This window comes from Tardibacter chloracetimidivorans, assembly GCF_001890385.1.
GTDB lineage: Bacteria > Pseudomonadota > Alphaproteobacteria > Sphingomonadales > Sphingomonadaceae > Tardibacter > Tardibacter chloracetimidivorans.
Genome location: NZ_CP018221.1, coordinates 1,859,386 through 1,882,829, shown reverse-complemented (window position 1 = coordinate 1,882,829; position 23,444 = coordinate 1,859,386). Strand labels below are relative to the sequence as shown.

30 protein-coding genes are annotated in these 23,444 nt (G+C 65.1%); 17 read left to right on the top strand and 13 right to left on the bottom strand.

Annotated elements, in window-relative coordinates; genetic code table 11:
- The 4 genes from BSL82_RS09860 (at nucleotide 1) to BSL82_RS09845 (ending at nucleotide 4,267) form a co-directional block, all read left to right on the top strand.
- Nucleotides 1–363 carry a DUF983 domain-containing protein gene (locus BSL82_RS09860; protein ID WP_072597232.1) on the top strand — a complete coding sequence of 121 codons (363 nt, stop codon included), beginning with the start codon at nucleotides 1–3 and terminating at the stop codon, nucleotides 361–363.
- Nucleotides 364–365: 2 nt separating this feature from the next.
- Nucleotides 366–971: an SURF1 family protein gene (locus BSL82_RS09855; protein ID WP_072597230.1), complete on the top strand. Its 606-nt coding sequence runs from the start codon at nucleotides 366–368 to the stop codon at nucleotides 969–971.
- A gap of 68 nt (nucleotides 972–1,039) precedes the next feature.
- Entirely contained in the window at nucleotides 1,040–3,070 is a 2,031-nt protein-coding gene (locus BSL82_RS09850; protein ID WP_226998419.1) for a TonB-dependent receptor, read from the top strand.
- A gap of 123 nt (nucleotides 3,071–3,193) precedes the next feature.
- Nucleotides 3,194–4,267, top strand: coding sequence for a hypothetical protein (locus BSL82_RS09845; protein WP_158010808.1), 1,074 nt, complete (start codon nucleotides 3,194–3,196; stop codon nucleotides 4,265–4,267).
- Between the two features lie 7 nt (nucleotides 4,268–4,274).
- Here the strand turns inward: BSL82_RS09845 and BSL82_RS09840 are convergent, their stop codons facing one another.
- Entirely contained in the window at nucleotides 4,275–4,634 is a 360-nt protein-coding gene (locus BSL82_RS09840) for a YbaN family protein (protein WP_072597226.1), read from the bottom strand.
- 87 nt (nucleotides 4,635–4,721) lie between these two features.
- Entirely contained in the window at nucleotides 4,722–4,916 is a 195-nt protein-coding gene (locus BSL82_RS09835) for a hypothetical protein (RefSeq protein WP_072597224.1), read from the bottom strand.
- Nucleotides 4,917–5,079: 163 nt separating this feature from the next.
- On the opposite strand from BSL82_RS09835, the gene BSL82_RS09830 reads away from it, so the two are divergent.
- The 3 genes from BSL82_RS09830 to BSL82_RS09820 are packed head-to-tail and all read left to right on the top strand — an operon-like array spanning nucleotide 5,080 to nucleotide 7,693.
- Nucleotides 5,080–5,520, top strand: coding sequence for an iron-sulfur cluster assembly scaffold protein (locus tag BSL82_RS09830; protein WP_072597223.1), 441 nt, complete (start codon nucleotides 5,080–5,082; stop codon nucleotides 5,518–5,520).
- Entirely contained in the window at nucleotides 5,520–7,301 is a 1,782-nt protein-coding gene (locus tag BSL82_RS09825) for a monovalent cation:proton antiporter-2 (CPA2) family protein (protein ID WP_072597222.1), read from the top strand. Before BSL82_RS09830 ends, BSL82_RS09825 begins: the two co-directional genes overlap by 1 nt.
- Nucleotides 7,298–7,693, top strand: a complete 396-nt coding sequence (locus BSL82_RS09820; RefSeq protein WP_072597220.1) for a DUF423 domain-containing protein — start codon at nucleotides 7,298–7,300, stop codon at nucleotides 7,691–7,693. Before BSL82_RS09825 ends, BSL82_RS09820 begins: the two co-directional genes overlap by 4 nt.
- 152 nt (nucleotides 7,694–7,845) lie before the next feature.
- Here BSL82_RS09820 and aroB read toward each other — a convergent pair whose 3' ends face one another.
- Nucleotides 7,846–8,955, bottom strand: a complete 1,110-nt coding sequence (gene aroB / locus BSL82_RS09815; protein WP_072597218.1) for a 3-dehydroquinate synthase — start codon at nucleotides 8,953–8,955, stop codon at nucleotides 7,846–7,848.
- On the bottom strand, nucleotides 8,942–9,493 hold the full coding sequence (locus tag BSL82_RS09810; RefSeq protein ID WP_072597216.1) for a shikimate kinase: 552 nt from the start codon (nucleotides 9,491–9,493) through the stop codon (nucleotides 8,942–8,944). Before BSL82_RS09810 ends, aroB begins: the two co-directional genes overlap by 14 nt.
- Nucleotides 9,494–9,567: 74 nt before the next feature.
- On the opposite strand from BSL82_RS09810, the gene BSL82_RS20490 reads away from it, so the two are divergent.
- The 5 genes from BSL82_RS20490 (at nucleotide 9,568) to BSL82_RS09790 (ending at nucleotide 14,872) form a co-directional block, all read left to right on the top strand.
- Complete coding sequence (locus tag BSL82_RS20490) at nucleotides 9,568–9,705, top strand: hypothetical protein (RefSeq protein WP_158010806.1); 138 nt, start codon at nucleotides 9,568–9,570, stop codon at nucleotides 9,703–9,705.
- A complete protein-coding gene (locus BSL82_RS09805) occupies nucleotides 9,686–11,461 on the top strand; it encodes a hypothetical protein (protein WP_072597214.1) in 1,776 nt (591 codons plus the stop codon). The genes BSL82_RS20490 and BSL82_RS09805 overlap by 20 nt, the downstream gene beginning before the upstream one ends.
- Nucleotides 11,458–12,375, top strand: coding sequence for a tyrosine-type recombinase/integrase (locus BSL82_RS09800; RefSeq protein WP_072597213.1), 918 nt, complete (start codon nucleotides 11,458–11,460; stop codon nucleotides 12,373–12,375). The genes BSL82_RS09805 and BSL82_RS09800 overlap by 4 nt, the downstream gene beginning before the upstream one ends.
- 12 nt (nucleotides 12,376–12,387) lie before the next feature.
- Nucleotides 12,388–13,332, top strand: a complete 945-nt coding sequence (locus tag BSL82_RS09795) for an acetyl-CoA carboxylase carboxyltransferase subunit alpha (protein WP_072597212.1) — start codon at nucleotides 12,388–12,390, stop codon at nucleotides 13,330–13,332.
- 67 nt (nucleotides 13,333–13,399) lie between these two features.
- Nucleotides 13,400–14,872: a M48 family metalloprotease gene (locus tag BSL82_RS09790; RefSeq protein ID WP_072597211.1), complete on the top strand. Its 1,473-nt coding sequence runs from the start codon at nucleotides 13,400–13,402 to the stop codon at nucleotides 14,870–14,872.
- A 62-nt stretch (nucleotides 14,873–14,934) separates the two neighbouring features.
- On the opposite strand, the gene BSL82_RS09785 is transcribed toward BSL82_RS09790, so the two are convergent.
- Both BSL82_RS09785 and BSL82_RS09780 read right to left on the bottom strand, forming a co-directional pair.
- On the bottom strand, nucleotides 14,935–15,108 hold the full coding sequence (locus BSL82_RS09785; protein WP_072597210.1) for a Flp family type IVb pilin: 174 nt from the start codon (nucleotides 15,106–15,108) through the stop codon (nucleotides 14,935–14,937).
- Between the two features lie 158 nt (nucleotides 15,109–15,266).
- Complete coding sequence (locus BSL82_RS09780) at nucleotides 15,267–15,446, bottom strand: Flp family type IVb pilin (RefSeq protein ID WP_226998418.1); 180 nt, start codon at nucleotides 15,444–15,446, stop codon at nucleotides 15,267–15,269.
- Between the two features lie 72 nt (nucleotides 15,447–15,518).
- Here BSL82_RS09780 and BSL82_RS09775 point away from each other — a divergent pair, with 72 nt between their 5' ends.
- Nucleotides 15,519–15,944 carry a (deoxy)nucleoside triphosphate pyrophosphohydrolase gene (locus tag BSL82_RS09775; RefSeq protein ID WP_072597209.1) on the top strand — a complete coding sequence of 142 codons (426 nt, stop codon included), beginning with the start codon at nucleotides 15,519–15,521 and terminating at the stop codon, nucleotides 15,942–15,944.
- 127 nt (nucleotides 15,945–16,071) lie between these two features.
- Here the strand turns inward: BSL82_RS09775 and BSL82_RS09770 are convergent, their stop codons facing one another.
- Nucleotides 16,072–16,929, bottom strand: coding sequence for a class I SAM-dependent methyltransferase (locus BSL82_RS09770; RefSeq protein WP_072597208.1), 858 nt, complete (start codon nucleotides 16,927–16,929; stop codon nucleotides 16,072–16,074).
- Between the two features lie 20 nt (nucleotides 16,930–16,949).
- Between BSL82_RS09770 and BSL82_RS09765 the strand changes: the two genes are divergently transcribed.
- From BSL82_RS09765 to BSL82_RS09750, 4 genes are read left to right on the top strand one after another with little or no spacing between them, the layout of a single operon-like run.
- Nucleotides 16,950–17,723, top strand: coding sequence for a ComF family protein (locus BSL82_RS09765; protein WP_226998417.1), 774 nt, complete (start codon nucleotides 16,950–16,952; stop codon nucleotides 17,721–17,723).
- A 45-nt stretch (nucleotides 17,724–17,768) separates the two neighbouring features.
- Entirely contained in the window at nucleotides 17,769–18,026 is a 258-nt protein-coding gene (gene grxC, locus BSL82_RS09760; RefSeq protein ID WP_072597207.1) for a glutaredoxin 3, read from the top strand.
- Between the two features lie 14 nt (nucleotides 18,027–18,040).
- Nucleotides 18,041–18,868 carry a carbon-nitrogen hydrolase family protein gene (locus BSL82_RS09755; protein ID WP_072597206.1) on the top strand — a complete coding sequence of 276 codons (828 nt, stop codon included), beginning with the start codon at nucleotides 18,041–18,043 and terminating at the stop codon, nucleotides 18,866–18,868.
- Nucleotides 18,865–19,326: a DUF1178 family protein gene (locus BSL82_RS09750; RefSeq protein ID WP_072597205.1), complete on the top strand. Its 462-nt coding sequence runs from the start codon at nucleotides 18,865–18,867 to the stop codon at nucleotides 19,324–19,326. The genes BSL82_RS09755 and BSL82_RS09750 overlap by 4 nt, the downstream gene beginning before the upstream one ends.
- A 177-nt stretch (nucleotides 19,327–19,503) precedes the next feature.
- On the opposite strand, the gene BSL82_RS09745 is transcribed toward BSL82_RS09750, so the two are convergent.
- The 6 genes from BSL82_RS09745 to BSL82_RS21905 are packed head-to-tail and all read right to left on the bottom strand — an operon-like array spanning nucleotide 19,504 to nucleotide 23,048.
- The gene (locus BSL82_RS09745; RefSeq protein WP_083579131.1) at nucleotides 19,504–20,535 is read right to left on the bottom strand and encodes a tyrosine-type recombinase/integrase; all 1,032 of its coding nucleotides are present in this window, start codon (nucleotides 20,533–20,535) and stop codon (nucleotides 19,504–19,506) included.
- A complete protein-coding gene (locus BSL82_RS21910; protein ID WP_072597203.1) occupies nucleotides 20,433–20,717 on the bottom strand; it encodes a helix-turn-helix domain-containing protein in 285 nt (94 codons plus the stop codon). Before BSL82_RS21910 ends, BSL82_RS09745 begins: the two co-directional genes overlap by 103 nt.
- A gap of 34 nt (nucleotides 20,718–20,751) precedes the next feature.
- Nucleotides 20,752–22,107 (bottom strand): RtcB family protein, encoded by a 1,356-nt coding sequence (locus BSL82_RS09735; protein WP_269466288.1) that lies wholly within the window; start codon nucleotides 22,105–22,107, stop codon nucleotides 20,752–20,754.
- Nucleotides 22,073–22,288, bottom strand: coding sequence for a hypothetical protein (locus tag BSL82_RS09730; protein WP_072597199.1), 216 nt, complete (start codon nucleotides 22,286–22,288; stop codon nucleotides 22,073–22,075). Before BSL82_RS09730 ends, BSL82_RS09735 begins: the two co-directional genes overlap by 35 nt.
- A gap of 2 nt (nucleotides 22,289–22,290) precedes the next feature.
- Nucleotides 22,291–22,707, bottom strand: coding sequence for a DUF1367 family protein (locus BSL82_RS09725; protein ID WP_072597197.1), 417 nt, complete (start codon nucleotides 22,705–22,707; stop codon nucleotides 22,291–22,293).
- Nucleotides 22,707–23,048, bottom strand: a complete 342-nt coding sequence (locus BSL82_RS21905) for a DUF968 domain-containing protein (protein ID WP_083579130.1) — start codon at nucleotides 23,046–23,048, stop codon at nucleotides 22,707–22,709. The genes BSL82_RS09725 and BSL82_RS21905 overlap by 1 nt, the downstream gene beginning before the upstream one ends.
- Between the last annotated feature and the right edge of the window lie 396 nt (nucleotides 23,049–23,444).

Sequence of the window (23,444 nt, the reverse complement as noted above, 5' to 3'; positions counted from 1 at the left end):
GTGCGGCAGCCGAGCCCGGTCGAAGCTGCGCTCGGCGGGCTCTGCCCGCAATGCGGGGCGAAGACGCTGTTCGACGGGCTTGTCGGCTTCGCTCCGCAATGTCGCGCCTGCGGGCTTGATTATTCGGCCTATAATGTCGGCGATGGCCCCGCCGCCTTTCTGACGCTGATCATCGGCGCGGTCATCACCGTGCTTGCGCTGGTGACGGATGCCGCATTCCGCCCCTCACTTTGGGTGCATGCGCTGCTCTGGGTGCCGTTGACCGCAATCGCCGTGATATGGAGCCTGCGCATATCCAAGGCCGCGCTGCTCGCGCTCGAGTTCCGTCACAAGGCGGCTGAAGGCAGGCGGGACGACAGGTGACGATGCGGCGTGTGCCATTGCTGGCCACGGCGCTGGTCCTGATCGCGGTTGCGGTGATGATCGCGCTCGGCATGTGGCAGTTGCGCCGTGCCGAATGGAAGGAAACGCTGACCGCGCGCGCCGCAGGAAATCTGCTGGAGGCCACGGCCGATCTCCCCTCCACCCTGCCGCCGGGGCTGGACTATCGCCGCTTTCGCGTGACCTGCGAACGGATCGAATATCTTCAGCCCAAGGCAGGAACGGGACGCGGCGGCACGTCCGGCTGGCTGCAGCCGGCGGCTTGCGTCCGAAGGCCGGGTGACGACCGGGTGACGATCGGCCTTGGCATTACCGAGCGGCCCGAACGCGCGCTGCCCAGGGGGACGGCCAACAGCTATACCGGCCGGCTGCTCCACAGCGGAACTGAATCCGCCGATCAATATATCCTCTATGCTGAACAGCCGCCGACCGGCCTTATTCCGGTGGCGCAGCCAACGCCCGAAATGGCGAACACCACCACGCCCGAAGGGCACCGGGGCTATGCAATGCAGTGGTTCCTGTTTGCCGCGACGGCGGTCGCAATATATGGCCTTGCGCTCAGGCGCCGCTGGCGTGCGGGGCGGGAATAGAAACTCGACTCCTGGCCTGATCGCCGGCGGCGCAACGAAAACAACAATCGCAATCAGGGAGAGTATGCGTGCGTCCCAGCTTCTGGATCATGGCCTTTGCGGGCGTTTCGACGGCATCCGCGGCGGCGGCCCAGCCCGCGCCGATCATCGTCACCGGCCACGGCCTGCCGTCCAGCATCGGCGACAGCGCTTATGACCTGAAGATCATCACCCGCGAGCGATTGACCGGGTCGGCATCGGACCGGCTGGAGGATGTGCTGCGTGACGCGGCGGGGTTCCACCAGTTCCGTCGATCCGACTCGCGTTCCGCCCATCCCACCAGCCAGGGGGCGTCGCTACGCGGCCTCGGCGGCAATGCATCGTCGCGCGCTCTCGTGCTTCTTGACGGCGTTCCGGTGGCCGATCCCTTCGGCGGGTGGATCGACTGGCCATCGCTCGATCCGCGGCGGCTGGGCTATGTGCGCGTGACAAGAGGCGGCGGCGCCGGGCCGTTCGGGTCCGGTGCGCTTGCGGGCACGATCGAGCTTGCAAGCGCGGCGCGGGGCGAACTGCCTCTGCTATCCGGCGGCATCGCCTATGGCAGCAGGGATTCGCTGATCGCCGACGCGGCGTTGGCCGGCGATGTCGGTGCCGGTTATGTTACCATTTCCGGACGTTTTGACCGGGGCGACGGCTTCATTCCGGTCGTGGAGGAAAGCCGGGGCAGCGCCGACCGGCCTGCCGACTATCGCCAGTGGAGCACCCGTGCGCGGGCCGTCGTTCCGGTCGGGGATGATACCGAACTGCAGGCATCGGCCGGTGCGTTCGGCGACGATCGCGAGCGGGGCGTCGCCTCTACAGACAACAGCACGCGGGGGGCCGATGCCAGCCTGCGCCTCCTCGGGCGGGGAAGCTGGGCGTGGGAAGCGCTGGCCTATCTTCAGTCGCGCGAGTTCAGTTCCCGCTTCGCAAGTGTGAGCGATGATCGTTCGACCGCGAACCTGGTGCTGGATCAGCACAATGTGCCCGCCACCGGCTATGGCGCAAAGCTGGAGCTGCGCCCGCCCGTGGGCGACAGCACCGAAATCCGGATGGGGCTGGACTATCGCGAGTCCGTGGGCCGCACCAACGAACTCTACTTCTTCGTCGGCGGCCTTCCAACGCGGGCGCGCCGGGCGGGCGGCAGAAACGTCACCATCGGCGGCTTTGTCGAAGGCAGCCATGCCCTTGCCGATAGGCTGGTGCTGACCGGCGGCGCTCGGATCGACCGGTGGCAGATCAAAAACGGCGGCATCAGGGAATGGACGCTTGCGACCGGAGATTCCCTGCGCGGCGAAAGCTTTGCCGATCGCAGCCATTGGGAGCCGACGGGCCGCGCGGCCATTGCCTGGCAGCCTGCAAGCGCGTTGACGCTCCGGGCAGCCGGCTATTTCAGCTATCGCTTGCCCACCCTAAACGAGCTTTACCGCCCGTTCAGGGTCGGGGCCGATACGACGGTGGCCAATGCGGCGCTGCGCCCCGAACGGCTGGCCGGTGTCGAGGCGGGGGTCGAGTTTCAGCCGCTGAGCACCGTGCGGCTGGGCGCGACCCTGTTCTGGAACCAGCTCGACAACGCGATCGCCAATGTCACGCTCGACGATGATCCCGAAGGTAGTTTACGGCAGCGGCAGAACCTTGATGCGATCAGGGCGCGAGGGTTGGAGATCGACGCCTCGTTCAGCCATGGCCCGTGGAGCTTTGCTGCGTCCTATGCCTATGCCGATTCACGGGTCCGGGCTTCCGGGGCCGCGCTTGCGCTCGACGGGCTGCGGCCCGCGCAGACGCCGCGCCATCAGGGGAGCGCGACGATCGGCTGGCTGGGGGAGGGCGGCCTGACGGCTTCGGTGACCGGCCGCTATGTCTCCAGTCAGTTCGAGGATGACGTGAACGTGCGCCGCCTGGACGACGCCTTGACCTTTGATGCCGCGTTGGCTGTGCCGCTCGCCGCCGGGATCAGCGTTGAGGCGCGTGCGGAGAATCTTGCCGACCGGCGGGTCGAGGCGGGGATTTCGGGTGCGGGCCTGATCGAACGCGCGACTCCGCGCACCCTCTGGCTGGCGATCCGCTACACCGGCTCCTGACCGGAACGGATGTGCCGGCGAGCACCCTCTGTCGCTAGCACGATGGTCCATACCCCCGCTGAACAGGGTGACGGGTGGCGCTGAAGTCATTAAGCATATGCAACGTTGGCCATCTGCGGGGGAATGACGTTGGCGACTTCACGATTGGTCCTGATCAAGCGTATCCTCTGGCCTGCGCGTGCGTCGCTGTTCGCGCTCATCGGCGGCGCGGTTGGCCTGTTCGGCGATCTGGTCAGCTTTTTCGCCGAGTTTCTTTCCGCCGGAATGCTCGTCCTCATCTTCGCCGGAATCACGGTGGCGGCGGCGCTGCTTTGCCTTCAGCGCGCCTTCATGGTCAATGAGGGCGATCCGGCCGCCGTCGAGGAGGTGGTGCAGTGCGCGCCGTGCGACGCTTTCCGCTTCGGCCTGTTCGCGACCGCCGCCTTCGTGCTGCTGATGCTGATCGGTCAGGGTCAGTCGGCGACAGAGACGGTGGGGCGGCAGCTTGGCCTGATCCAGAGCGATGTGACGGCCATCCGCAGCGATGTGAGCGACCTCCACGAGATGGCGCAGCCGCACATGATCATCAAAAGGCCCGCCTCGGCGGCCGATCATTTCAACAATGCGTGGCTGTACCACACCATGCAGCGCAACCCCGCGAAGGCGCGCGAGGAAATCCGGGCGCTCTATGCGCGACACACGCCCCGCAAGATGGATGCGGCGCAGCTTTATCTCGACGCCGGATCGGCCGTAACGGGTCGGGCGCAGCTTGTGGAGGAAATGCAGGCGCTGGCGCGCAAGACCGGGGACGCGACGCTGCTGGTCGCCGCCGCGAGGGGCGCGGAGTCCTTTCAGGCGGGCGACATCATGATCGCCGAGGCGCGCCGCATGGACCCCGAGCTTCCGTTCGTCTGGTGGGACATGCAGCGAATCAAGCCGCCGCGCATCAGCGGCATCACGCCTGCCGAACGGCTGAAGCTGCTGCGCGTGGAGCTTGCCGATATCGAGAAGTTCCGCAGCCTCTATCGCGCGCATCCGCCCACCCATTTCTTCTTCATCCCGCAATATCAGGGGGATCTGGAAAGCCTTGCGCGACAGACGTCCGAATCGCTGTCGCAAAGCGTGGCGACTTTCGATGACATGGTGAGCGGGCGGCTGAGCGAGCGGACCCGCGCCGAAGCGCGCAAGGCCTATGAGGAGGCGATGCGAAACCGCTGACGCGCGATCAGGCTTCCCCCTCCGGCCGCCGCCAGATCCAGGTGCCGCCGATCAGCGCGGCGGCCAGGGGGATGAGCGACCAGGGAAAGGGCGAGGCCAAAAGGCCAAGCACGGCGCTGAACGCAAAGGCCGCAAGCGCCGCCCGCTTGCCCCGTCGGGAAATCGCTCCCTTTTCGCGCCACAGCCTGATCGCCGGGCCGAAGCTCGGATTGTCTAGAAGCTTGCGTTCCAGCGCGGTGCTGCTTCGCGCAAAGCAGAAGGCGGCGAGGATGATGAAGGGAACGGTCGGTAGCAGGGGCAGCAGCACGCCCAGCCCGCCAAGGCCCAGCGACATGAAACCCGCCGCCAGATAAGCGACTCTCAGCAAGGAAGGAGGCAAACCGCGTAGGACACGCGATGGATTTGACCGGATTACCGGGGCAAAGCAAGAGCGCCGCCCTATTGCAACGGGCGCTCAGGCCCGGAGCACCGCCCAGACGGCAAGCCCCAGCAGCAGCGCTGCGAGCGTGAAGGAGGCGGACATCAATCCCCAGCCGACAAGGCTGAGAATGGGTGTGTCCGGCCGCTGTTCGCGCCGGTTGCGCGAGATGCTGGCCAGCACGAAGACAGCCAGCAGCGTATAGAGAAATGCAGCGAAATTGATCATCATCGTCCCGTCCAGCTTTGCTGCTAGATGAGCCGGCGCGGGCGCATCAAGACCGGTTCCATAAGCTCGTCGACCCGCTGGGGCATTCCGGCGCAAGCGGCCAAGGCAGGTAGGCAACCAATCTCATCGCAGGTGCAAGCCGCGCATTTCGCGCTATATGCGCTCCATGGCAGAAGCGCTCTACAACACCCGCATCCTCCGGCTGGCGGCGTCCATACCCCACGCCGCCCGGCTGCCCAATCCGCAGGCGAGCGTGGCGAAGCGCTCGCCGGTCTGCGGGAGCCGTGTGACCGTCGACGTCGATCTTGATTCGGCGGGCCGGATCAGCGCGCTGGGGCAGGAGGTGCGCGCCTGCGCCCTGGGGCAGGCGTCCGCCGCGTTGATGGGGGCCAGCGCGATCGGGCGGTCGGGGGCGGAAATCGCCGCCGCGCGCGACGCGCTTCGCGCCTATCTTGCGGGCGAGGGAGAGACGCCGGGGGACTGGCCGGGGCTTGACGTCTTTGCGCCCGCCCGGGCCCATCATGCCCGCCACGCCTCGATCCTGCTCGCGTTTGAGGCGGCCGCCGAAGCCGCCGCGCGCGCCGCTGCCGGGGGGAAGCAAGGCTGATGCACGGCAACGGCGGCCTGCTGCTGGACAGCGTCATCTATCTTGGTTTCGCGCTGGTTGCGGTGCTGCTGTTCCGGCGGCTGGGGCTTGGCGCGACGCTTGGCTATCTGGTGGCCGGCGCGCTGATCGGGCCGCACGGGCTCGGACTGCTTGGCAACACCGAAAACATCATGGCGCTGGCCGAAATCGGCATCGTGCTGCTGCTGTTCATCATCGGGCTGGAGCTTCATCCAAGCCGGTTGATGCGGCTTCGCCGGGATATCTTCGGCCTTGGCCTCGCGCAGGTGGTGGTGTCCGGAATCCTGTTGGCGGCGGGGATCTATTTCGTCACCGGGTTCAGCCTCGGCGCGGCGATCGCCGTCGGCCTACCGCTGGCGCTGTCGTCCACCGCGCAGGTGCTGCCGATGCTTCAGGATCGCGGGCGGCTCAACACCCCCTTCGGGGAGCGCGCCTTTTCCATCCTGCTGTTCCAGGATTTGTCGATCGTGCCGCTCATCACGATCATTGCCGCGCTCTCCCGCGCGCCGGTGGATCCTGCCGCGCCGCCCGGCTGGCAGCTTGCGATCCACACCGTGCTTGCGGTCGCGGGGCTGGTGCTGGCCGGGCGCTTCGTCCTGAACCCGCTGTTCCGCCTGATCGGCCGCATCGGCGCGCGCGAGCTGTTTGTCGTCGCCGGGCTGTTCACCGTGCTGGCCGCGGCGGCCATCATGGAAGCGCTGCACCTGTCGGCCGCGCTCGGCGCTTTCGTGGCGGGCGTGATGCTCGCCGATTCGCCTTACCGGCACGAGCTTGAGGCCGACATCGAACCGTTCCGCTCGCTCCTGCTGGGTCTTTTCTTCGTCGGCGTCGGAATGATGCTGGATGTCGATGCCGTCGTTTCGCGGCCTCATGTCGTGCTTGGGCTTGCTGTTCTTGTCATCGCCATCAAGACCCTCGCGATCTGGAGCGTGGCGCGCATGTTCGGCATGCGGGGGCGCTCGGCGCTGTCGCTGGGCCTGCTGTTGAGCCAGGGCGGCGAATTCGGCTTCGTCCTGTTCGCCCAGGCCAGCGACGCCCTGCTGATCGCGCCGGAGGCGGCCAGCCTGTTCGGCGCGGTGGTGACGCTGTCCATGGCCAGCACGCCCTTGCTGATGACGCTGGTCCGCAGGTTCAACCGCGAGGACGCGCCGATCACGGCCGCGCTCGACGGTCCGGAAAATGCCGGAGCCGCGCGCGCGATCGTGATCGGCTATGGCCGGGTCGGCCAGACGGTCGCGCAGATGATCATGGCCCAAGGCGCATCGGTGACCGTCATCGATTCGAACCCCGAACAGATCGAGCGTACCGCCAGCTTCGGCATGAAGGTTTATTATGGCGACGGCAGCCGGGTCGATCTGCTGCGGCGTGCAGGCGCGGAGGAAGCCAACCTCATCGTCTATTGCGTCAACGGCGAGTGGCTGGGGGCATCGGTAATCGAGGCGGTGCGACAGGCTTTCCCGCAGGCGGCGGTGCTTGCGCGCGTCTTCGACCGGCGGCATCTGCTTGCGCTGGAGGGCGCCGAGCTGAATGGAATGGTGAGGGAGGTCTGGGAATCGGCGATCCTGCTGGGGCGCATGGCGCTGGAAAAGCTGGGCGTCGAGGGTCGGCAGATCGACAGGATCGATTTGGAGTACCGCCGCAGGGACGAGGAAAGACTTGCGCTGCAATCCGTTAGCGGCGACCTTCATTCCGGAAATGAAATGATGTTTCATCGTTCGGGGCCGCTTCCCGCGGCGACGCCGGTGGACGCGGAGGACAAATGACCGAGAGTTCACGTCGATTGTGCGGAACCGGGGCGATCTGGGGGGCGCTTGGGCTTATCCTGTGCGCTTTCGCCGCCCATGGCGTCGATCATCCGCGCGAGGCGCTGTGGCTGCGTCTCGGCGGCATCTGCATGCTGGTTCACGCGGTGATGGTGATATTCATCGCGAATCTGGTTCCCGCCCGCAGCGGCCGCGTGGTCGCTGCGCTGTTTCTGATCGGTTCGGCGGTTTTCGCGGGCACGCTTGCAGCGATGACCCTTGGCGCGCCGCGCTGGCTGGGGGCGATCACTCCGGCGGGCGGGCTGACTATGCTTTCCGGCTGGTTCCTGCTTGCCTGGGTGTTTTTCCGGCCGGAGCCGGAAGCCGCCAAGACGCCCGGGTCGTTCCCCTAAAAGTGTGCGGTTTAGATGAACTCACCCCCGCTCACCCTGAGCATGTCGAAGGGTTAGCGGAAGGAGCGCTGGCTTCGACAAGCTCAGCCTGAGCGCTTCAATCTAATCAGGAAAGACCCTCGCGCCACGCGCCACACGGGGTCGGCGCGCGATCAGCCCTGCGTGATTGTCCGGTCGAGGAAGGCGGCGACGCTGTCCAGCGCGACATCGCGGGCAAGGAAGGTTTTGCCGATGCCTCGGGCGAGCAGGAAAGGAAGCTTTCCCCCTTCCATCTTCTTGTCGTGCATCATGTGTTCCACCAGCCTTCGGCCGCTTGCCGTGACGCCTGCGTCCTTCGGATGCGCTTTCATGCCGCACTGCCGGAGGTGCGTGGCGATGCGATCGGCCGCACCGGCCGCGCACAGCCTTTCGGCCTCGGAAAAGCGGTAGGCGAGCACCATGCCGATGGCGACCGCCTCGCCGTGCAGCAGCCGGTCGGAAAAGCCGGTCTCCGCCTCAAGCGCGTGGCCGAAGGTGTGCCCCAGGTTCAGGAGCGCCCGGACGCCGCTTGTCTCGCGTTCGTCCGCCGCCACGATCCGTGCCTTCGCCTCCACGCTGTGGCGGATCGCATGAACCTGCGCGGCTTCATCGCCCGCGAGCAGCGCGGGGCCGTTCGCCTCGCACCATTCAAAGAAAGGCGCGTCGTCGATGAGGCCGTATTTGACGACCTCGGCATAGCCCGCCCTCAGCTCGCGCGGCGGCAGGGTAGCAAGCGCGCGCGGATCGATGAGCACCAGCGACGGCTGATGGAAGGCGCCGACCAGATTCTTTCCCGCCGCCGTGTTGATGGCTGTCTTGCCGCCCACCGACGAATCCACCTGCGACAGGAGCGTGGTCGGCACCTGGATGAAGTTGCATCCGCGCTTCATGATCGACGCCGCAAAGCCGACGAGATCGCCGATCACGCCCCCGCCAAGCGCGATCACGTGATCCTTGCGCTCCACCCCCAATGCGAGCAGCCGGTCGACCAGTTGGGAGAGGTGCGTCCAGCTCTTCGTGCCTTCGCCCGCCGGCAGGACAATGGCTTCTCCGGTGATTCCAGCCGTCTCCAGCGATTTCAGAAAGGCCGGGAGCTGGGCCGCGGCGACATTCTCGTCCGTCACCACGGCAAGCGGCCGCCCCTGCCAATAGGGCAGAAGCCTTTCGCCCGCCCTTGCCAGCAGGCCGGGCTCGATGTCGATGACATAGCTGCGCTCTGCCAGCGAGAGTTCAACGCTGGGCATTGGCCAGTGCCTCCATTATCGCATCGACCGACGCTTCATGCGGCTGGGCGCGGCTTGGCACGCGCACCGGCGCTTCGGCGTATATCGGGTTGCGGACGGCGGCGAGTTCGCTCAGCACCGTGCGCGGATCGCGGTTCTTGAGCAGCGGACGATGGTCTCGTCGCCCGACGCGCTCCACCAGAGTGTCGATGTCGGCGTCGAGCCACACCGCTATCGCCTTGTCCAGAATGAGGGCGCGTGTCTCCTCGTTCATGAACGCGCCGCCGCCGGTGGCGATCACCTTCGGTTCCCCGTCGATCAGCCGGGCGATGACCCGCCGCTCGCCGTCGCGGAAATGCGCCTCGCCGAACTTCTCGAAGATTTCGCTGATGGTGCGGCCCGCCGCCGCCTCAATCTCGTGATCGGCATCGAAGAACGGCAGCCCGAGCCGTACGGCAAGGCGGCGGCCAAGCGAGGATTTGCCCGACCCCATCAGCCCGATGAGGACGATCGGGCGATCCACCTTAAATCCGGCGGTATATGTCTTGTGCGCGCTCATTGACGTGAGGGGCTATACACAGAGCGGGCATGTCGGGCAAAAGCAGTTCGCATCCAATTGCTCTGGGGTCTCAAATGTCGCGTGCAGCGATCCTTCTGATACTTGTCCTCGTGGTCGTCATGGGCGTCCTTGCGGCGCTTTCCTTCATAGATACCGAAGTTCAGCCCAAGCCGGTGGAAAAGCCGATCCCGAATGAAAAACTGGGTCTCTAGACGCACGCTCGCCTTTGCCGTCGCGGCGATTGCGGCGGCGATACCCGCGCTGGGGCAGGAGGGTCCGGAATCGCTGCTGCCTCCGGGTTTCGGTCCGCCCGCGCCGTCGCGGCCCGTGGCTCCGGCCGTGCCGCCAGCGCCCGCACCCGCGATGGAAGGCCAGGCGGAAGGCGCGCCTGCGGCGGAATCACCCGACGAGGCGACGGCAAGCGAGGAGCCGGAAAGCTATCGCCTGCCGCCGCCCGTCAGCCGTCCCATCGACCGGGTGGGTGCGATCGGCCCCGGGACGACCGGCTTCCCGCAGGACGCCTTCGGAAGCGCCAGCGGCCCCTATCTGACCACGCTGATGCAGCGGCTGGACACGCCCGTCGCCTCGCGCTGGGTGGCTATCGTGCTCCGGCGGGCGCTGCTTTCCAGCGTGCCCACCGCGCCGGGATCGCGCCCCGCCGACTGGGTGGCCGAACGGGCGCTGCTGCTCGTTCGCCTCGGCGACGTCCATGGCGCGCGGATGCTGGTGCAGGCGGTGCCGCTGGATCGCTATACGCCGCGCCTTTATGCCGTGGCGGCGCAGGTGGCGCTGGCCAATGCCGACATCGGCGGGCTCTGCCCCATTGCCGATGTCGGTGAAAGCCTTTCGCGCGATGCGCTGTGGCCGATGGCGCGGGCCATGTGCGCGGGCCTTTCGGGCGATACGAGCCTTGCGGCCGCGCTGACCGACCGGGCGCGCCAGCGCAAGGCGCTGGGCAATGTCGACCTGCTGCTGGTGGAGCGAATCGCCGCGGCCGGAACGGGCAGCCAGCGCAACGCCAATGTCGACTGGACCGAGGCGAATCGACTGAACATCTTCCGCTACGGCCTTGCGACGGCATCTGGCGTGAACATTCCGGCGCGGCTGCTGAGGACGGCGGGGCCACAGGTGCAGGCATGGCGGGCAAGCGCGCCTGCGCTCAGCCTTGAGCAGCGGATCGCGTCCGCCCGTGCCGGCGCCGCACTGGGCATGGTCTCGTCGGCCGATCTCGTCGATCTCTATTCGGCGCTGGCCGAGGAGATCGACCCATTCGAGATTGCCGACACGCCCGCCGGAAAGCTTCGCAGGGCCTATGTCGAGCAGGATGCCGACAAGCGGCTCAATGCGCTGGGAGCGCTCTGGACCGGCGATATGCGCAGCCGCGACGGCTACACTTCGCGCATCCTCACCGCACGCGCGGCGGCGCGGATCGAGCCGGACGAGGATCTGGTGGATCAGGCGGGCGCGCTCATCGGCTCCATGCTTTCGGCCGGGCTCGATCGTCAGGCGGCGCGCTGGTGGCCGGTGCTTCAGGGCGCAAGCGACTCCGATGCGACTGAAGGCTGGGCGCTGCTTTCGATCGGCGCGCCCAGCGCCATTCCGGTGTCCGAGAGCCGCATTCGCGGCTGGGCGCAGCGCGACGAGAGCGCACGCGGACGGCATCGCACGGCGTTGCTGGTGGCGGCACTCGCCGGGCTGGGGCGGCTGGAAGGCAGCGTGGTGGACGAGCTGGGCGCCGAATATGGTGCCAATCTTTCCGCCAGCAGCCGCTATCTGCGTCAGCTCGACAGCGCGGCGGCGGCAGGCCGGGGTGGCGAGGTTGCGCTGCTGGCCGCAATCGGCATGCAGACGGCCAGATGGAATGGCGTGCCGCCGCAGCACCTGTTCCACATCGTCGCGGCGCTTCGCCGGGTGGGACGCGAACCCGAAGCGCGGATGATCGCGGTGGAAGCGTTGATGCGTTCATGAGCGCAACGGCCGCCCCGGCTGGAGAAGACCGCGTGGCGATCGCCCGCTTTCTCGAGATGATGGCGGCGGAGGCGGGGGCATCGCGCAATACGCTGCTCGCCTATTCGGCCGATCTGGGGGGCGCTTCCGAACTGCTTGGCGGGCGGCTGGCTGGGGCCGATGAAGAGGCCGTGCAGAAACTGTCCGCCCACTGGTCCGCGCTCAGCCGGGCGACGGTTTCGCGCAAGGCATCGGCGCTGCGCCGGTTCTTTGCGTTTCTTGCCGATGAGGGGGATCGGGCGGACGACCCGTCTCGCGCGCTGCCGCGCCCGACGCGGGAACGCGGGCTGCCGAAGATCCTTTCCCACAAGGATGTCGATGCGTTGTTCGAGGCGCTGGAGCGCAAGCGGGCGACCGCGCCCGGCCCGGCGGTCGACCGGCTCTCGGCCCTCATGGAGCTGCTCTATGGTTCCGGCCTGCGCGCGACGGAGCTTGTCTCGCTTCCGCGCCATGCGGTTCGGCCCGCCCAGCCCTATCTGATGCTGACCGGCAAGGGAGGGAAGGAGCGGCTGGCGCCGCTGTCGGCAAGGGCGCAGGCGGCGGTGGAGCGCCATGTCGCCCATGTGCCGCCGGATTCGCGCTATCTCTTTCCCTCGGGCAAGAAGCATCTGTCGCGTGTGCGGCTGTTCCAGCTTGTCCGTGCGCTTGGCGCGGAAGCAGGCATTCCGCCCGAGCGAATCAGCCCCCATGTGCTGCGCCACGCCTTTGCCACACATCTGCTGGAAGGCGGCGCAGACCTGCGCGCGGTGCAGGCGATGCTGGGCCATGCCGACATCGCGACGACCGAAATCTACACCCATGTGCAGACGAAGGCGCTGGTCGAACTCGTCGCTTCGAAGCATCCACTCGTTGACGGCAAGCCCCCCCGCCAGTAACGCCAAGCGCCAATGACCACGTTTCTTGAGTTCGAAAAGCCCGTTGCGGAATTGAAGACGCGAATTGCGGACCTTCGCGATTCCGCGGACGACGGCAGCATCGACATTGCCGCCGAGGTCGAAAGGCTGGAGGCCAAGGCCGAGCGGCAGCTTCGCGACCTCTATGCAAGGCTTACGCCCTGGCAGCGCACCCAGGTGGCGCGCCATCCCGAGCGGCCGCACTTCAAGGATTACGCCGCCGCGCTGATCACGGATTTCACGCCGCTGGCGGGCGACCGCAATTTCGGCGAGGATGCCGCGATCACCGGCGGTCTCGGCAGGTTTCGCGGCCGCCCGGTGGTGGTGATGGGCCATGAAAAGGGCAATGACACCACCAGCCGCCTGCGCCACAATTTCGGCATGGCCAAGCCGGAAGGCTATCGCAAGGCGATCCGGTTGATGAAGCTGGCCGACCAGTTCCGCCTGCCGGTGATCACCTTCGTCGACACCGCCGGCGCTTTTCCCGGCGTGGAAGCGGAAGAGCGCGGCCAGGCCGAGGCGATCGCTCGCTCGACCGAGGCGTGCCTGTCGCTGGGCGTGCCGATGATCGCGGCTGTGGTGGGCGAGGGCGGCTCCGGCGGCGCAATCGCGCTTGCGGCCGCAAACCGGGTGCTGATGTTCGAGAACGCGATCTATTCGGTGATTTCGCCGGAAGGTTGCGCGTCCATCCTCTGGCGGTCGGCCGACAAGGCGGCCGATGCAGCCGAAGCGATGCGGATCACGGCGGCCGACCTGAAGCGGCTCAATGTGATCGACCGGATCGTCGCCGAGCCATTGGGCGGCGCGCACCGCGATCCGGCTGCGGCCATTGCGACGTTGGGCGACGCGATGGAGGAAGAGTTGTCGGCGCTTTCCGCCATGACGGAAGCCGCGCTCCTTGCGGACCGGCGGCGCAAGTTTCTGGAAATGAGCGCCTGATCTCGTACCGTTGACGGAACCATGTGCCCCGCCCATGTTTTTTCAAGACTGGAACGCGGAGAGAAACATGAACAGAAATCGGATGCTGAAAGCGGGTCTGGCCGTGATCATCGCGCTCGTGCCGCTGGCGGTTGCCTGCACCCAGTCGCCCGCCGATGCGCAGAGCGGCTCCAAGATCCGGTCGATGTCGCAGAGCGAGCGCGCCCAGGGCGCAGAGGCGCACCCGCAGCTTCTGGAGGAGTTCGGCGGGGCATATAATGCGCCGCAGGCCGCCTATGTGACCCGGATCGGGCGCAAGATCGCGGTGCAGTCCGGCCTTGCCAATGCGGCGTCGGACTACACGATCACATTGCTCAACTCCCCGGTGATGAATGCCTTCGCGGTGCCGGGCGGCTATGTCTATGTGACGCGTCAGCTTCTTTCGCTGATGAACGACGAGGCCGAGTTGGCGTCGGTTCTGGGGCATGAGGTGGGCCATGTGGCCGCGCGCCATTCCCAGAAGCGCAATACGCGCTCGACCATCGGCTCGATCGGATCGGTGCTGCTCGGCGTGCTGACCGGTTCCTCCGAACTGGCGCAGATCGCTGGACAGGCGTCGCAGCTCTATACGCTCTCCTATTCGCGCAGCCAGGAATATGAGGCCGATGACCTCGGCATCCGCTATCTGAAGCGGGCGGGCTATGATCCCTTCGCCGCCGCCGACATGCTCGACTCGCTTGGCCGCAGCAGCGCCCTGGACGCGCAACTGGCCGGTCGCGATGCGGAAAAGGGCGTACCGAGCTGGGCGCGCAGCCACCCGCTGACGCAGGACCGCGTGGCCCGGGCCCGGCGCGAGGCGGCGGGCGGAACCGCCAAGACGCGGAATCGCGACGTCTTCCTGAATGCGCTCGATGGAACCATCTATGACGATGACCCCAACCAGGGTGTGGTCGACGGGCGCGTCTTTCGCCACCCGGACCTGAAGTTCCAGTTCGAAGCGCCGGCAGGCTTCACGATCAACAACGGTACGCAATCCATCGCGATTCAGGGAAATGGCGGACAGGCGCAGTTTGCGGGCGGAAGCCTCGGCGGCGGCGGGCTGGAGGCCTATGTTGGAAAGGTCTTCCAGGCGGTGGGCGGGCAGCAGATCAGCTACAGCCAGCCACGCCGGACGACGGTGAACGGCCTGGAGGCGGCTGTTTCCACCGCGCGGGCGAACACGCAGTCAGGGCCGGTGGATGTGACGGTGACCGCCTATCGCTGGTCGGGCGACCAGGCGTTCCATTTCCTGACGATCACGCCCGGAAGCACGGGGGCAGGGCCATTTGCCGCCATGCTCAATTCGATGAAGCGGCTGAGTGATTCGGAGGCTGCCTCGATCCGCCCGCGCGTGATCGATGTGGTCACGGTGAAGCAGGGCGACACCGTGACCACGCTCGCCAATCGCATGGCCTATTCGGATTTGAAGACGGAGCGCTTCCTGACGCTCAACGCGCTGGAAGCCGGCCGTGCGCTGCGTCCCGGCGAGAAGGTGAAGCTGGTCGTCTACGGCCAACGCTGAACGGCGGACATGAAAAAGGCGGCGAGGAAAACCCCGCCGCCTTCTTTGCGTTTGCGATTAGCTTAGGTGTTTGCGTTCACCAGAGCAGTGTTGACCGCTTCGAAGGTTGTATTGAGTTCGTCGCCAACTGCGCCAAGAGCAGCGATGGCGGCGACAGCAATGAGTGCAGCGATCAGGCCATATTCAATGGCCGTTGCGCCCTTTTCGTTCTTGAGCATCTTACGGATGAAAGACATATTACTTCTCCTCAAATCAAAATCCAAAATCCCGACGACTTACCCCGCCGACCCGTCATCCTTTGGGGCAGCTGACCCCGTTCTAAACACCGAAAATTGACAAATTATTTATCGGATATGGTGTCAGTACAATTTACTTGTGTTGACGCTTCGTTAACTTAGACGATTGCGTTGTCGATCTTCTCGGAAAGGTCGTTGAACATGTTGGTGGTCTGACCTCCGAGAGCGGCAAGTCCCGCCACCATCGCGATCACGATCAGCGCCGCGATCAACCCATATTCAATGGCTGTCGCGCCCTGTTCATCGCGTCCGAGACGGGTTAGATGCCTGGTCACCATTATCGATCTCCTGCAGGGGGCCCCCGCCCCCGCGATGTGCGAAACCTAGAGGCGAGCCGTTAACAAATCGTCATGACAGCCATTATCCTCAGCCAGGCCGGCCTTCCGCTGTTCGTGACCGCTGTGGCGCTGGTGGATGCCGACGGCCGCGTTCTGGTGCAGCAGCGCTCGGCGCATCGCAGCATGGCGGGGCTGTGGGAGTTTCCCGGCGGCAAGGTGGAGGATGGGGAAACGCCGGAGGTGGCGCTGGTGCGCGAACTGCGCGAGGAATTGGGGATAGAGACGAGCAGCGCATGCCTTGCGCCCGCATGCTTTGCAAGCGAGTCGCTGGGCGACCGGCATCTGATCCTGCTCCTCTACGTCTGCCGCAAATGGAGCGGAACGCCGCGCCCGCTCGATTCCGCGGGGCTGAAATGGGTGCGGCCGGTTGATCTGCACGGGCTGGAGATGCCGCCCGCCGACAAGCCGCTCATCGGCCTGCTGGAGGCGTTGCTGTAGCCTCGCCCCTCTTCCCGGAGTCATCCCCGCGCAGGCGGGGATCCATGAACATTGAGCCGATCCAGTTCTCGGCCCCCTGTGTTCATGGATGCTGAAACGAGTTCAGCATGACAACCTCAATATCTTTTCAAATGCCGGCGTCGGGCCTCCGCAGCACGTCGGCGAGAGAGACCTTGCCCGACCCCGGCCGCAACGGCTTCGGCTGGTCGGGGGAGGGCGACCACGCCGTCAGATAGATGATCTCCATCACTTCGGCGATCCGGCCGTCGGCGTCAGCTTCCGCATCGAATGCCGCCGCTGCGGCCGCGACCGCGTGCCGGCCCAGCGGCGTGCGCGCACCCGGTGCGCCCGCATCGCCAGCGCCCCTTATGTCGCGGAGCAGCGGCAGCAGCCCCGAATAGCGGATCGGGACCGCCTCCACATCGACCACGGGCAGCGCAAAGCCGGCGCGGCCAAGAAGGTCACCCGCCGCCCGGACATCGACCATCGGCGCGATGCGCGGCGCTGCGCCATCGGTCGCGGCGATATCGCCCGCCAACAGTGCGGCGCGGGTGCGCGTGAGCGAAGCGCCGCCCGCAAATGCGGCAAGGAACAGTCCGTCCGGCTTCAGCACGCGCCGGATCAGCGCAAGCGCGCCGGGAAGGTCGTTCACCAGATGCAGCGCGCCTGCCGATACGACCAGATCGAAGCTGCCGTCTGCAAAGGGCAGGCGATCCTCGTCGCACTGCACGCCGCCGGTGCCGCTGGCGAAGCGAAAGCCGGCGTCGGCAGAGACCACGCTTTCCACCGGCAGGCGCACGCCAAGCGCACCGTCGGCTGCGCCCAGATCAAGCGCGCGGCTGAACCGGCGGTTGACGGTGGCAAGCCTTGCCAGAAGCTCTTCAACCATATGGTCGCGCAGAAAGGCGTGCTCCCGAAAGCGGGGGGCGGCGCGGTCCCGCCGCAACCGGCGCAAGCGTCGATCAAAAGGCTCGGCGATGTCCATGGCTCTGCTATGACGCCGCCATGACCGTTGCTCAACCTGCGATGCGCAAACGCCTGGCGTCCATGTTCATGAAGGCGGTGAACCTTGCGTTGCCGCCCCGCTGCCTTGGTTGCGGGCTGATCGTCGAGCAGGACGATTCGCTGTGCGTCGCCTGCTGGAGCGGGCTGAGCTTCATCCGCGCGCCCCGCTGCGCTACGTGCGGGGTGCCGTTCGAGACCGATCTGGGCGAAGCGGCGCTCTGCGCCCCCTGCATGGAAGAGCGCCCCACCTTCAACGGCGCGCGCGCGGCGATCGTCTATGCGGAACTGCCGCGCAAGATCATGATGCGTTTCAAATATGGCGGCAGGACGCATATGGCGCGAATGATGGCGCGGCACATCCGCCTGGCCGCGAGCGAATGGCTGGATGCGCCCGGCAGCCTCATTATTCCCGTTCCGCTCGCGCGCTGGCGGCTTTGGCGGCGCGGATATAATCAGGCCGGGCTGATCGCCCGCGCGCTTGCCCGAGACAGTGCGGCCGCGCTGATGCTGGACGGGCTGGTCCGCCGCCGCGCGACCGCGAGCAGCGGGGGCCTTGGGCGAAAGCAGCGTTTCCAGAATGTGCGCGGCGCTTTTCGGGTGGCGGAAAAGGCGAGGCCCCAAATCAAGGGCCGCAATGTCCTTCTCGTCGACGATGTGATGACCACCGGCGCTACCGCGGGGGCCTGCGCCAGGGAGTTGCTGCGCGCCGGCGCGACCTCCGTGCATGTGCTGACCTGGGCACGGGCATTGCCTTTCAAAACGCTCGACAGTTGACAAGCGGCGCTGCGATCCACAGGTCTGCATGCAAGGAGCTTGTTGATGGCGAAAGTTGAAATCTACACGAAGATGCTCTGCCCCTTTTGCACCCGCGCCAAGAAGCTGCTGGCGAGCAAGGGCGCGAGCTTCGAGGAATATGACATCACCATGGGCGGGCCGAAGCGCGCCGAGATGCTTCAACGCGCGCCGGGGAGCGCCACGGTGCCGCAGGTGTTCATCAACGACAGGCATATCGGCGGCTCCGACGAACTGGCCGCGCTCGACGCATCCGGCGGGCTCGACCCGTTGCTTGCCGCCTGACGCCGCAGTCATTCATGCGCGCAGCCATCATCCAGACGACCAGCGGGATCGACCCCGCGGCCAACGTGCACGACCTTGTGCAGGCGCTTGCGAAAGCAGCCGGGGAAGGGGCGGAAATGGCCTTTACCCCCGAGATGTGCGGAATGCTGGACGGCAAGACCGCCCGCATCAGGGAAAAGGCGGTGACGGAGGCCGATGACCCGGTGCTCGCCGCCGTTCGGCAGGCGGCGGCAAGCCATGGGTTGTGGGTGCATCTGGGCTCGCTTGCGCTGAAGGAGGAAGGGGCCGACCGCCTTGTCAATCGGGGGTTCGTCATCGACGCTGATGGCGAAATCCGGGCGCGCTACGACAAGATTCACCTGTTCGACGTCGATCTGCCTTCGGGCGAGCGTTACCGGGAATCCGCCACCTATCGCGCGGGCGAACGGGCCGACATGGCGGAAACGCCCTGGTTCAGAATGGGCATGTCGATCTGCTATGATGTGCGCTTCGCGGGGCTTTACCAGCAGTTGACCGATGCAGGCGCGACCTTGCTATCGGTTCCGGCGGCGTTCACCGCTACAACGGGCGAGGCGCATTGGCATGTGCTGCTGCGCGCGCGCGCGATCGAGGCGGGGGTGTTCGTCGTTGCGGCCGCCCAGACCGGACGGCATGAGGACGGCCGGTCCACCTATGGTCATTCACTGGTCATCGATCCGTGGGGCGAGGTGCTGCTGGACATGGGGACGGAGCCCGGCGTCGCCTTGTGCGAAATCGACATGGCGCAGGTTGAGGATGTACGCGGCCGCGTTCCGGCCATCCGCCACCGCCGACGGTTTTCGGCTCCGGTGCAAGACAGATGATCGTTTTCGATATCCGCTGTTCGTCTGCGCATGTTTTCGAGGCATGGTTCGGTTCGACCGAAGACTGGGAGGACCAGCGTCGGCGCAAGCTGGTGAGTTGCCCCGTGTGCGGCAGCGGCGAGGTTGAAAAGGCGGTGATGGCTCCGGCCGTCGCGGCCAAGGGCAACCGGCGTGCCGACGGGCGGGCCGCGCCGGTTCCGATGTCGGGCGGCGAAGACCCCGAGCAGAGCAAGAAGATGCTTGCCGCGCTTGCCAAGGCGCAGGGCGCGTTCTTGAAAAACGCGGATTATGTCGGCAGCCGCTTTGCCGACGAGGCGCGGGCGATGCACCTGGGTGAGCAGGATCACCGCCAGATCTATGGCGAAACCTCGCCTGATGAAGCACGCTCTTTGCTGGAAGACGGCGTTCCGGTGATGCCGTTGCCGCTGCCTGTGCGCCCCGGCGGGTCGGACGCATGACTTTTAGGCTTGAACTCCGGCCGCCGCTTTCGCACAAGGCGGTGCGCGCCCCCGTAGCTCAGCAGGATAGAGCGACGGTTTCCTAAACCCTGAAACCCGAAAATCAAACTAGCTTGGGAATTGAACAATTTCAAGCGTTTTTGTGTGTTGTCGAAAAATAAACCGCAGTTCCTGTGCCTAGTTTTGTGCCCTCCGTTTTCGCGCCTTTCCATGCTCTTCGGATGGCAGGAAGCGCAGATAGAACCGCTCAGTTGTTGAAACACTGTCATGCCCAAGGTGGCGGGACAGCTCATATATCCCACCACCCTTTTCCAGCCAGCGGGCGGCGAACTCGTGGCGCAGATCGTGAAGGCGGTACGGCTTGAACTCGATGCCCTTTTCCTGTGCCCGTTTTTGTGCCCTCTTCCGAATCTTCGCATAGAAGCTGGACGCACTGGCGTAGCGGCCGTTGTCCCGGTGGTTGAACACATAGGGGCTGTCCAACGGCGCGGGTTGTATCTCGACGATCCTCCGGGCCTGTGCGCTCAGCTTGATCGTGCGCGGCGCGTGGGTCTTCGTCTTCTTGATGAACACCCGCCCATGGGGTTTCACGTCCGACCGCTCCAAGCTCGCCGCTTCCTCCAGCCGCATGCCGGTTTCGAGAAGGAATGACATAAGCGCGCCTAAGCCCGGGGGCGCTTCTGAAACCACAAGGTCGAAGCTCTTCTGGTCCACCCGGTTGATGGCATCCCGGCTTTCCTTCAGCACCGATCGGTCCCATAGCTTCGCCGGGTTGGTGTCGGTCCAGCCCCATGACACGCACATTCGGAGCAATGATGACAGCGCGGTAAGATCGCGCCGGATTGTGGCGTCGGTCGCCTTTTCCTTTTTCCGCGCGCTCACATAATTGGCGATGGTCGCGGGCTTTATCTGATCGACGAACAGCGCCGAAAAATGCGGGGAGAGTTGCCGGGCGCTGGCCTTGTACCGCCGCGCCGTGGAAGGCTCTACATTGGGTAGGAACTCGGTCTGCCATCGAAGGAAAGCCTCCTTGTAGCTGTGGCGCTCGTTCCCGGTGACGGCGAACTCTTCAAGCTTGGTCCGCTCTTCCTGGGCGCGCTTTTTCGCTACTGACTTAGAGCGCGTTCGTAAGCTTCGTCGATAGACGACACCGGCCACCTGTATCTTGAGCCAGTAGACTTCGCCACGCTGGTATAGGTTTTCTGACACGTCTCCGCTTCCGCTGCTATAATCCAGCGGCGGACCTTAATCCTGTCGAAGGTCCATTCCCTACCGATTTTTGCGCAACCGGGTATTTCTCCCCGGAGAGCCATGGCCTGAAGCGCCCGAACGGTCTTCCCCGTCATGCGCGCAAGCTCGCCGATACGGACGCGCTCCTGTCTCTCAGACACTAGTTGTTGTCCTCCCGAGCCGTCGCTTGCGGGGCTATCCCTTCACGCATACGACTTGCTTCAATGTATGAACAATCTTGATGAGGTTCGCTTGGGCGGCCATGACGGCATCGATGTCTTTGTAAGCGCCCGGCGTTTCATCGATCACATCGGCGTCAACGCGGCATTCCACCCCGGCAACGGCTTTGGCATGATCCTCAAGGGAGAATTGCTTCTTGGCCTGCCCGCGCGACATTGCCCGCCCCGCGCCATGTGAGCACGAGAAGAACGCCTCCCTGCCTGCCGCACCGCCCTTGCCGCGCACAATAAAGGACTTGGCTCCCATCGAGCCGGGGATGATGCCAAGCTCACCCTCCTTGGCGGAGACAGCGCCCTTGCGGGTAAGCAATACATCCGCCCCGAAGTGCTTCTCATGCGCCACATAATTGTGGTGGCAGTTGACCGCCTCACAGTCGCTTGTGAAAGGCTTTGATATGGTGACCGACAGAGCCTCCAGTGCAGCGTGCATCATCACTTCACGGTTGGCGCGGGCGAACTTCTGCGCCCAATTCAGCGCGTTCATATAGTCGCCGAAAAGCTCGGAGCCTTGTGGGATGTAAGCCAAATCCTCATCTGGCAGGTTTATGAACCAGCGCCGCATTTCCTCCTTTGCGCGTTCGATGAAATAGGTTCCGATCCGGTTCCCTATCCCGCGCGAGCCGGAATGAAGCATGATCCAGACCCGCTGTTCTTCATCCAGGCAAACCTCAATGAAGTGGTTGCCGGTGCCAAGGGTGCCGACGTGATTGGGCGCACGCTTCGCCGCCTGAGCGATCTTCGGGTGCTTCCCGACAATCTGCTCCAGCGTGTCATGCTGACGGTTGAAAACATCCGCGGCGAGCGGTGAAGGATCGTTCCACGCTCCCCTGTCGTTCGCTCCGCCATTGTCAGTGCGCCCGTGCGGAACGCGCTCCTCGATAGCGGTACGGAGGCCGTACAGATTATCCGGGAGGTCTGAGGCCGTCAGGCTGGTGCGATGGGCCATCATGCCGCACCCGATGTCGACACCAACGGCGGCAGGGATGATCGCGCCCTTGGTGGGAATAACAGAGCCTACAGTCGCCCCCATGCCCCAATGGCAATCCGGCATGATCGCAATGTGCTTGTGAATGAACGGCATCGCGGCCATGTTGTCGAGTTGCTGGCGCGCTTGCTGTTCGACCTGAACGCCGTCAATCCAAGCCTTGATAAGGCCGCCGCGCGAACCGTGAATTACCTGCATTGTAACATCTCCCATATCCTCTTCCAGAGTGGGGTGCGCTTTAACCAAGGCATGTGCACGATCACGTCGTGATGATGAGGGTCTGCCCAGCGCATCAATCAAACTCTCCGGCCGCTTCACGGCGATCATATTCGGCCTGGTTCATCGCCAGTTCTTTCGAGAACGTCGCCCTATCCTCATCCGTGGTGCTGCGAATGCGCTTGATCTCGAATACGCCGCCCCCAACAGGGGTGCCCTGCGGGACGATGAACGTCATGGTTGACGCCGCGAAGTCGGCCGCTTCGGCTATCGCTAAAAATGGCTTGCTCATGTTCACATCCTCACAATGTTCTCTACGGCGGCTTCCCAATCATCCCGCTTGCTGCCGGGAACGATCTTCAACGCCACGTCGATCAATCGGCTGTAGAGTTCCTGAAATTCCAGATCGTCCATCTGAGAGAACGACCAGGACTTGGGCGTCCAGTGGACTTCACCCGTCACGGGATTGATCACTTCATCGGTGAAACCGGCTCCGATCGTCAGAGCCTTCCGGAGCGCTTCCTTCGTCGGGTATTCGGTGTGCGGCCAGACCATATCGAGCAGCACGAAGGCTTTGCGGTGCAGCTTGCCGTTGCGGGGCTTGCTGATCTCCGCGCGCAACTCATCACCGACACGCCAGCCCTTCGGCAAATCCTCCGCGTTGATCGGCGCTATGCCGGTGGCGGTGCGGCGAAGCCAGATGCTAGCCATCACTGCATTTCCCTAAGCTTCGGCCAATGCGGGGAGGATTTAGCCAGCCCTTCCGCTATCGCCTTCATGTCGATCCCGTGGCGCTTCTCGAATGACTCTTCGCCTAGCCGGTGCTGTTCGGCGTGGTGATCGCGGCAAAGGCTGATCGTCCACCGATCCGAAGGCTTGACGCCCATCCCTCCGCCGGTCCCGTTTCGGACGTGAGCAACCTCGATAGGAAGCTGTTCGCATCCGGGGACGGAGCAGAAGTGCGACCGGACGAAATTGCAGTGGGCGGGACTCCGCTTGCCTGCATTCTCGCGACCGGACTTGAGGGATGGGCGTCTGCGGGGGAGGGACATTAGGGCCGATCCTCCCTATAGGTAGCCATCGCCTCAAGTGCGTGAAAGCGGCCATGGCACGCGCTACAGAGCCAAGTCACATCTAGCGGCTTGTTGTAATCATGGTGGTGGGCCTCTAGACGCTCACCGCTTCCACAGAACGCGCAAGGCTGCTTCTTGAGCTTTCCAGACCGAACGGCATTCCCGAGCGCGGTATGCGCGGCCCGCTTCTCAGGGTTTTGATATCTATACGCCTTGGCATATGTGCTGCGTTTAGCGACTCTCTCGGGACGGCGCGCCCGCTCGCGATCATAGGCGCGAACAGTTTCAGCGTTTTCAAGGCGGTGCCGTCTGGCGTCGATTTTGGTGCAGTCCCGGCACTTATTCAGATGCCCATCGGCCATTTCTGAATGGCGA

Excerpts from the sequence above, each read along its gene's own strand:
- BSL82_RS09855 (WP_072597230.1), top strand. The coding sequence starts at position 366 with ATGCGGCGTGTGCCATTGCTGGCCACGGCGCTGGTCCTGATCGCGGTT.
- BSL82_RS09845 (WP_158010808.1), top strand. The coding sequence starts at position 3,194 with ATGACGTTGGCGACTTCACGATTGGTCCTGATCAAGCGTATCCTCTGG.
- BSL82_RS09835 (WP_072597224.1), bottom strand. The coding sequence starts at position 4,916 with ATGATGATCAATTTCGCTGCATTTCTCTATACGCTGCTGGCTGTCTTC.
- BSL82_RS09830 (WP_072597223.1), top strand. The coding sequence starts at position 5,080 with ATGGCAGAAGCGCTCTACAACACCCGCATCCTCCGGCTGGCGGCGTCC.
- BSL82_RS09825 (WP_072597222.1), top strand. The coding sequence starts at position 5,520 with ATGCACGGCAACGGCGGCCTGCTGCTGGACAGCGTCATCTATCTTGGT.
- BSL82_RS09820 (WP_072597220.1), top strand. The coding sequence starts at position 7,298 with ATGACCGAGAGTTCACGTCGATTGTGCGGAACCGGGGCGATCTGGGGG.
- aroB (WP_072597218.1), bottom strand. The coding sequence starts at position 8,955 with ATGCCCAGCGTTGAACTCTCGCTGGCAGAGCGCAGCTATGTCATCGAC.
- BSL82_RS09810 (WP_072597216.1), bottom strand. The coding sequence starts at position 9,493 with ATGAGCGCGCACAAGACATATACCGCCGGATTTAAGGTGGATCGCCCG.
- BSL82_RS20490 (WP_158010806.1), top strand. The coding sequence starts at position 9,568 with ATGTCGCGTGCAGCGATCCTTCTGATACTTGTCCTCGTGGTCGTCATG.
- BSL82_RS09805 (WP_072597214.1), top strand. The coding sequence starts at position 9,686 with ATGAAAAACTGGGTCTCTAGACGCACGCTCGCCTTTGCCGTCGCGGCG.
- BSL82_RS09800 (WP_072597213.1), top strand. The coding sequence starts at position 11,458 with ATGAGCGCAACGGCCGCCCCGGCTGGAGAAGACCGCGTGGCGATCGCC.
- BSL82_RS09795 (WP_072597212.1), top strand. The coding sequence starts at position 12,388 with ATGACCACGTTTCTTGAGTTCGAAAAGCCCGTTGCGGAATTGAAGACG.
- BSL82_RS09790 (WP_072597211.1), top strand. The coding sequence starts at position 13,400 with ATGAACAGAAATCGGATGCTGAAAGCGGGTCTGGCCGTGATCATCGCG.
- BSL82_RS09785 (WP_072597210.1), bottom strand. The coding sequence starts at position 15,108 with ATGTCTTTCATCCGTAAGATGCTCAAGAACGAAAAGGGCGCAACGGCC.
- BSL82_RS09780 (WP_226998418.1), bottom strand. The coding sequence starts at position 15,446 with ATGGTGACCAGGCATCTAACCCGTCTCGGACGCGATGAACAGGGCGCG.
- BSL82_RS09775 (WP_072597209.1), top strand. The coding sequence starts at position 15,519 with ATGACAGCCATTATCCTCAGCCAGGCCGGCCTTCCGCTGTTCGTGACC.
- BSL82_RS09770 (WP_072597208.1), bottom strand. The coding sequence starts at position 16,929 with ATGGACATCGCCGAGCCTTTTGATCGACGCTTGCGCCGGTTGCGGCGG.
- BSL82_RS09765 (WP_226998417.1), top strand. The coding sequence starts at position 16,950 with ATGACCGTTGCTCAACCTGCGATGCGCAAACGCCTGGCGTCCATGTTC.
- grxC (WP_072597207.1), top strand. The coding sequence starts at position 17,769 with ATGGCGAAAGTTGAAATCTACACGAAGATGCTCTGCCCCTTTTGCACC.
- BSL82_RS09755 (WP_072597206.1), top strand. The coding sequence starts at position 18,041 with ATGCGCGCAGCCATCATCCAGACGACCAGCGGGATCGACCCCGCGGCC.
- BSL82_RS09750 (WP_072597205.1), top strand. The coding sequence starts at position 18,865 with ATGATCGTTTTCGATATCCGCTGTTCGTCTGCGCATGTTTTCGAGGCA.
- BSL82_RS09735 (WP_269466288.1), bottom strand. The coding sequence starts at position 22,107 with ATGATCGCCGTGAAGCGGCCGGAGAGTTTGATTGATGCGCTGGGCAGA.
- BSL82_RS09730 (WP_072597199.1), bottom strand. The coding sequence starts at position 22,288 with ATGAGCAAGCCATTTTTAGCGATAGCCGAAGCGGCCGACTTCGCGGCG.
- BSL82_RS09725 (WP_072597197.1), bottom strand. The coding sequence starts at position 22,707 with ATGGCTAGCATCTGGCTTCGCCGCACCGCCACCGGCATAGCGCCGATC.
- BSL82_RS21905 (WP_083579130.1), bottom strand. The coding sequence starts at position 23,048 with ATGTCCCTCCCCCGCAGACGCCCATCCCTCAAGTCCGGTCGCGAGAAT.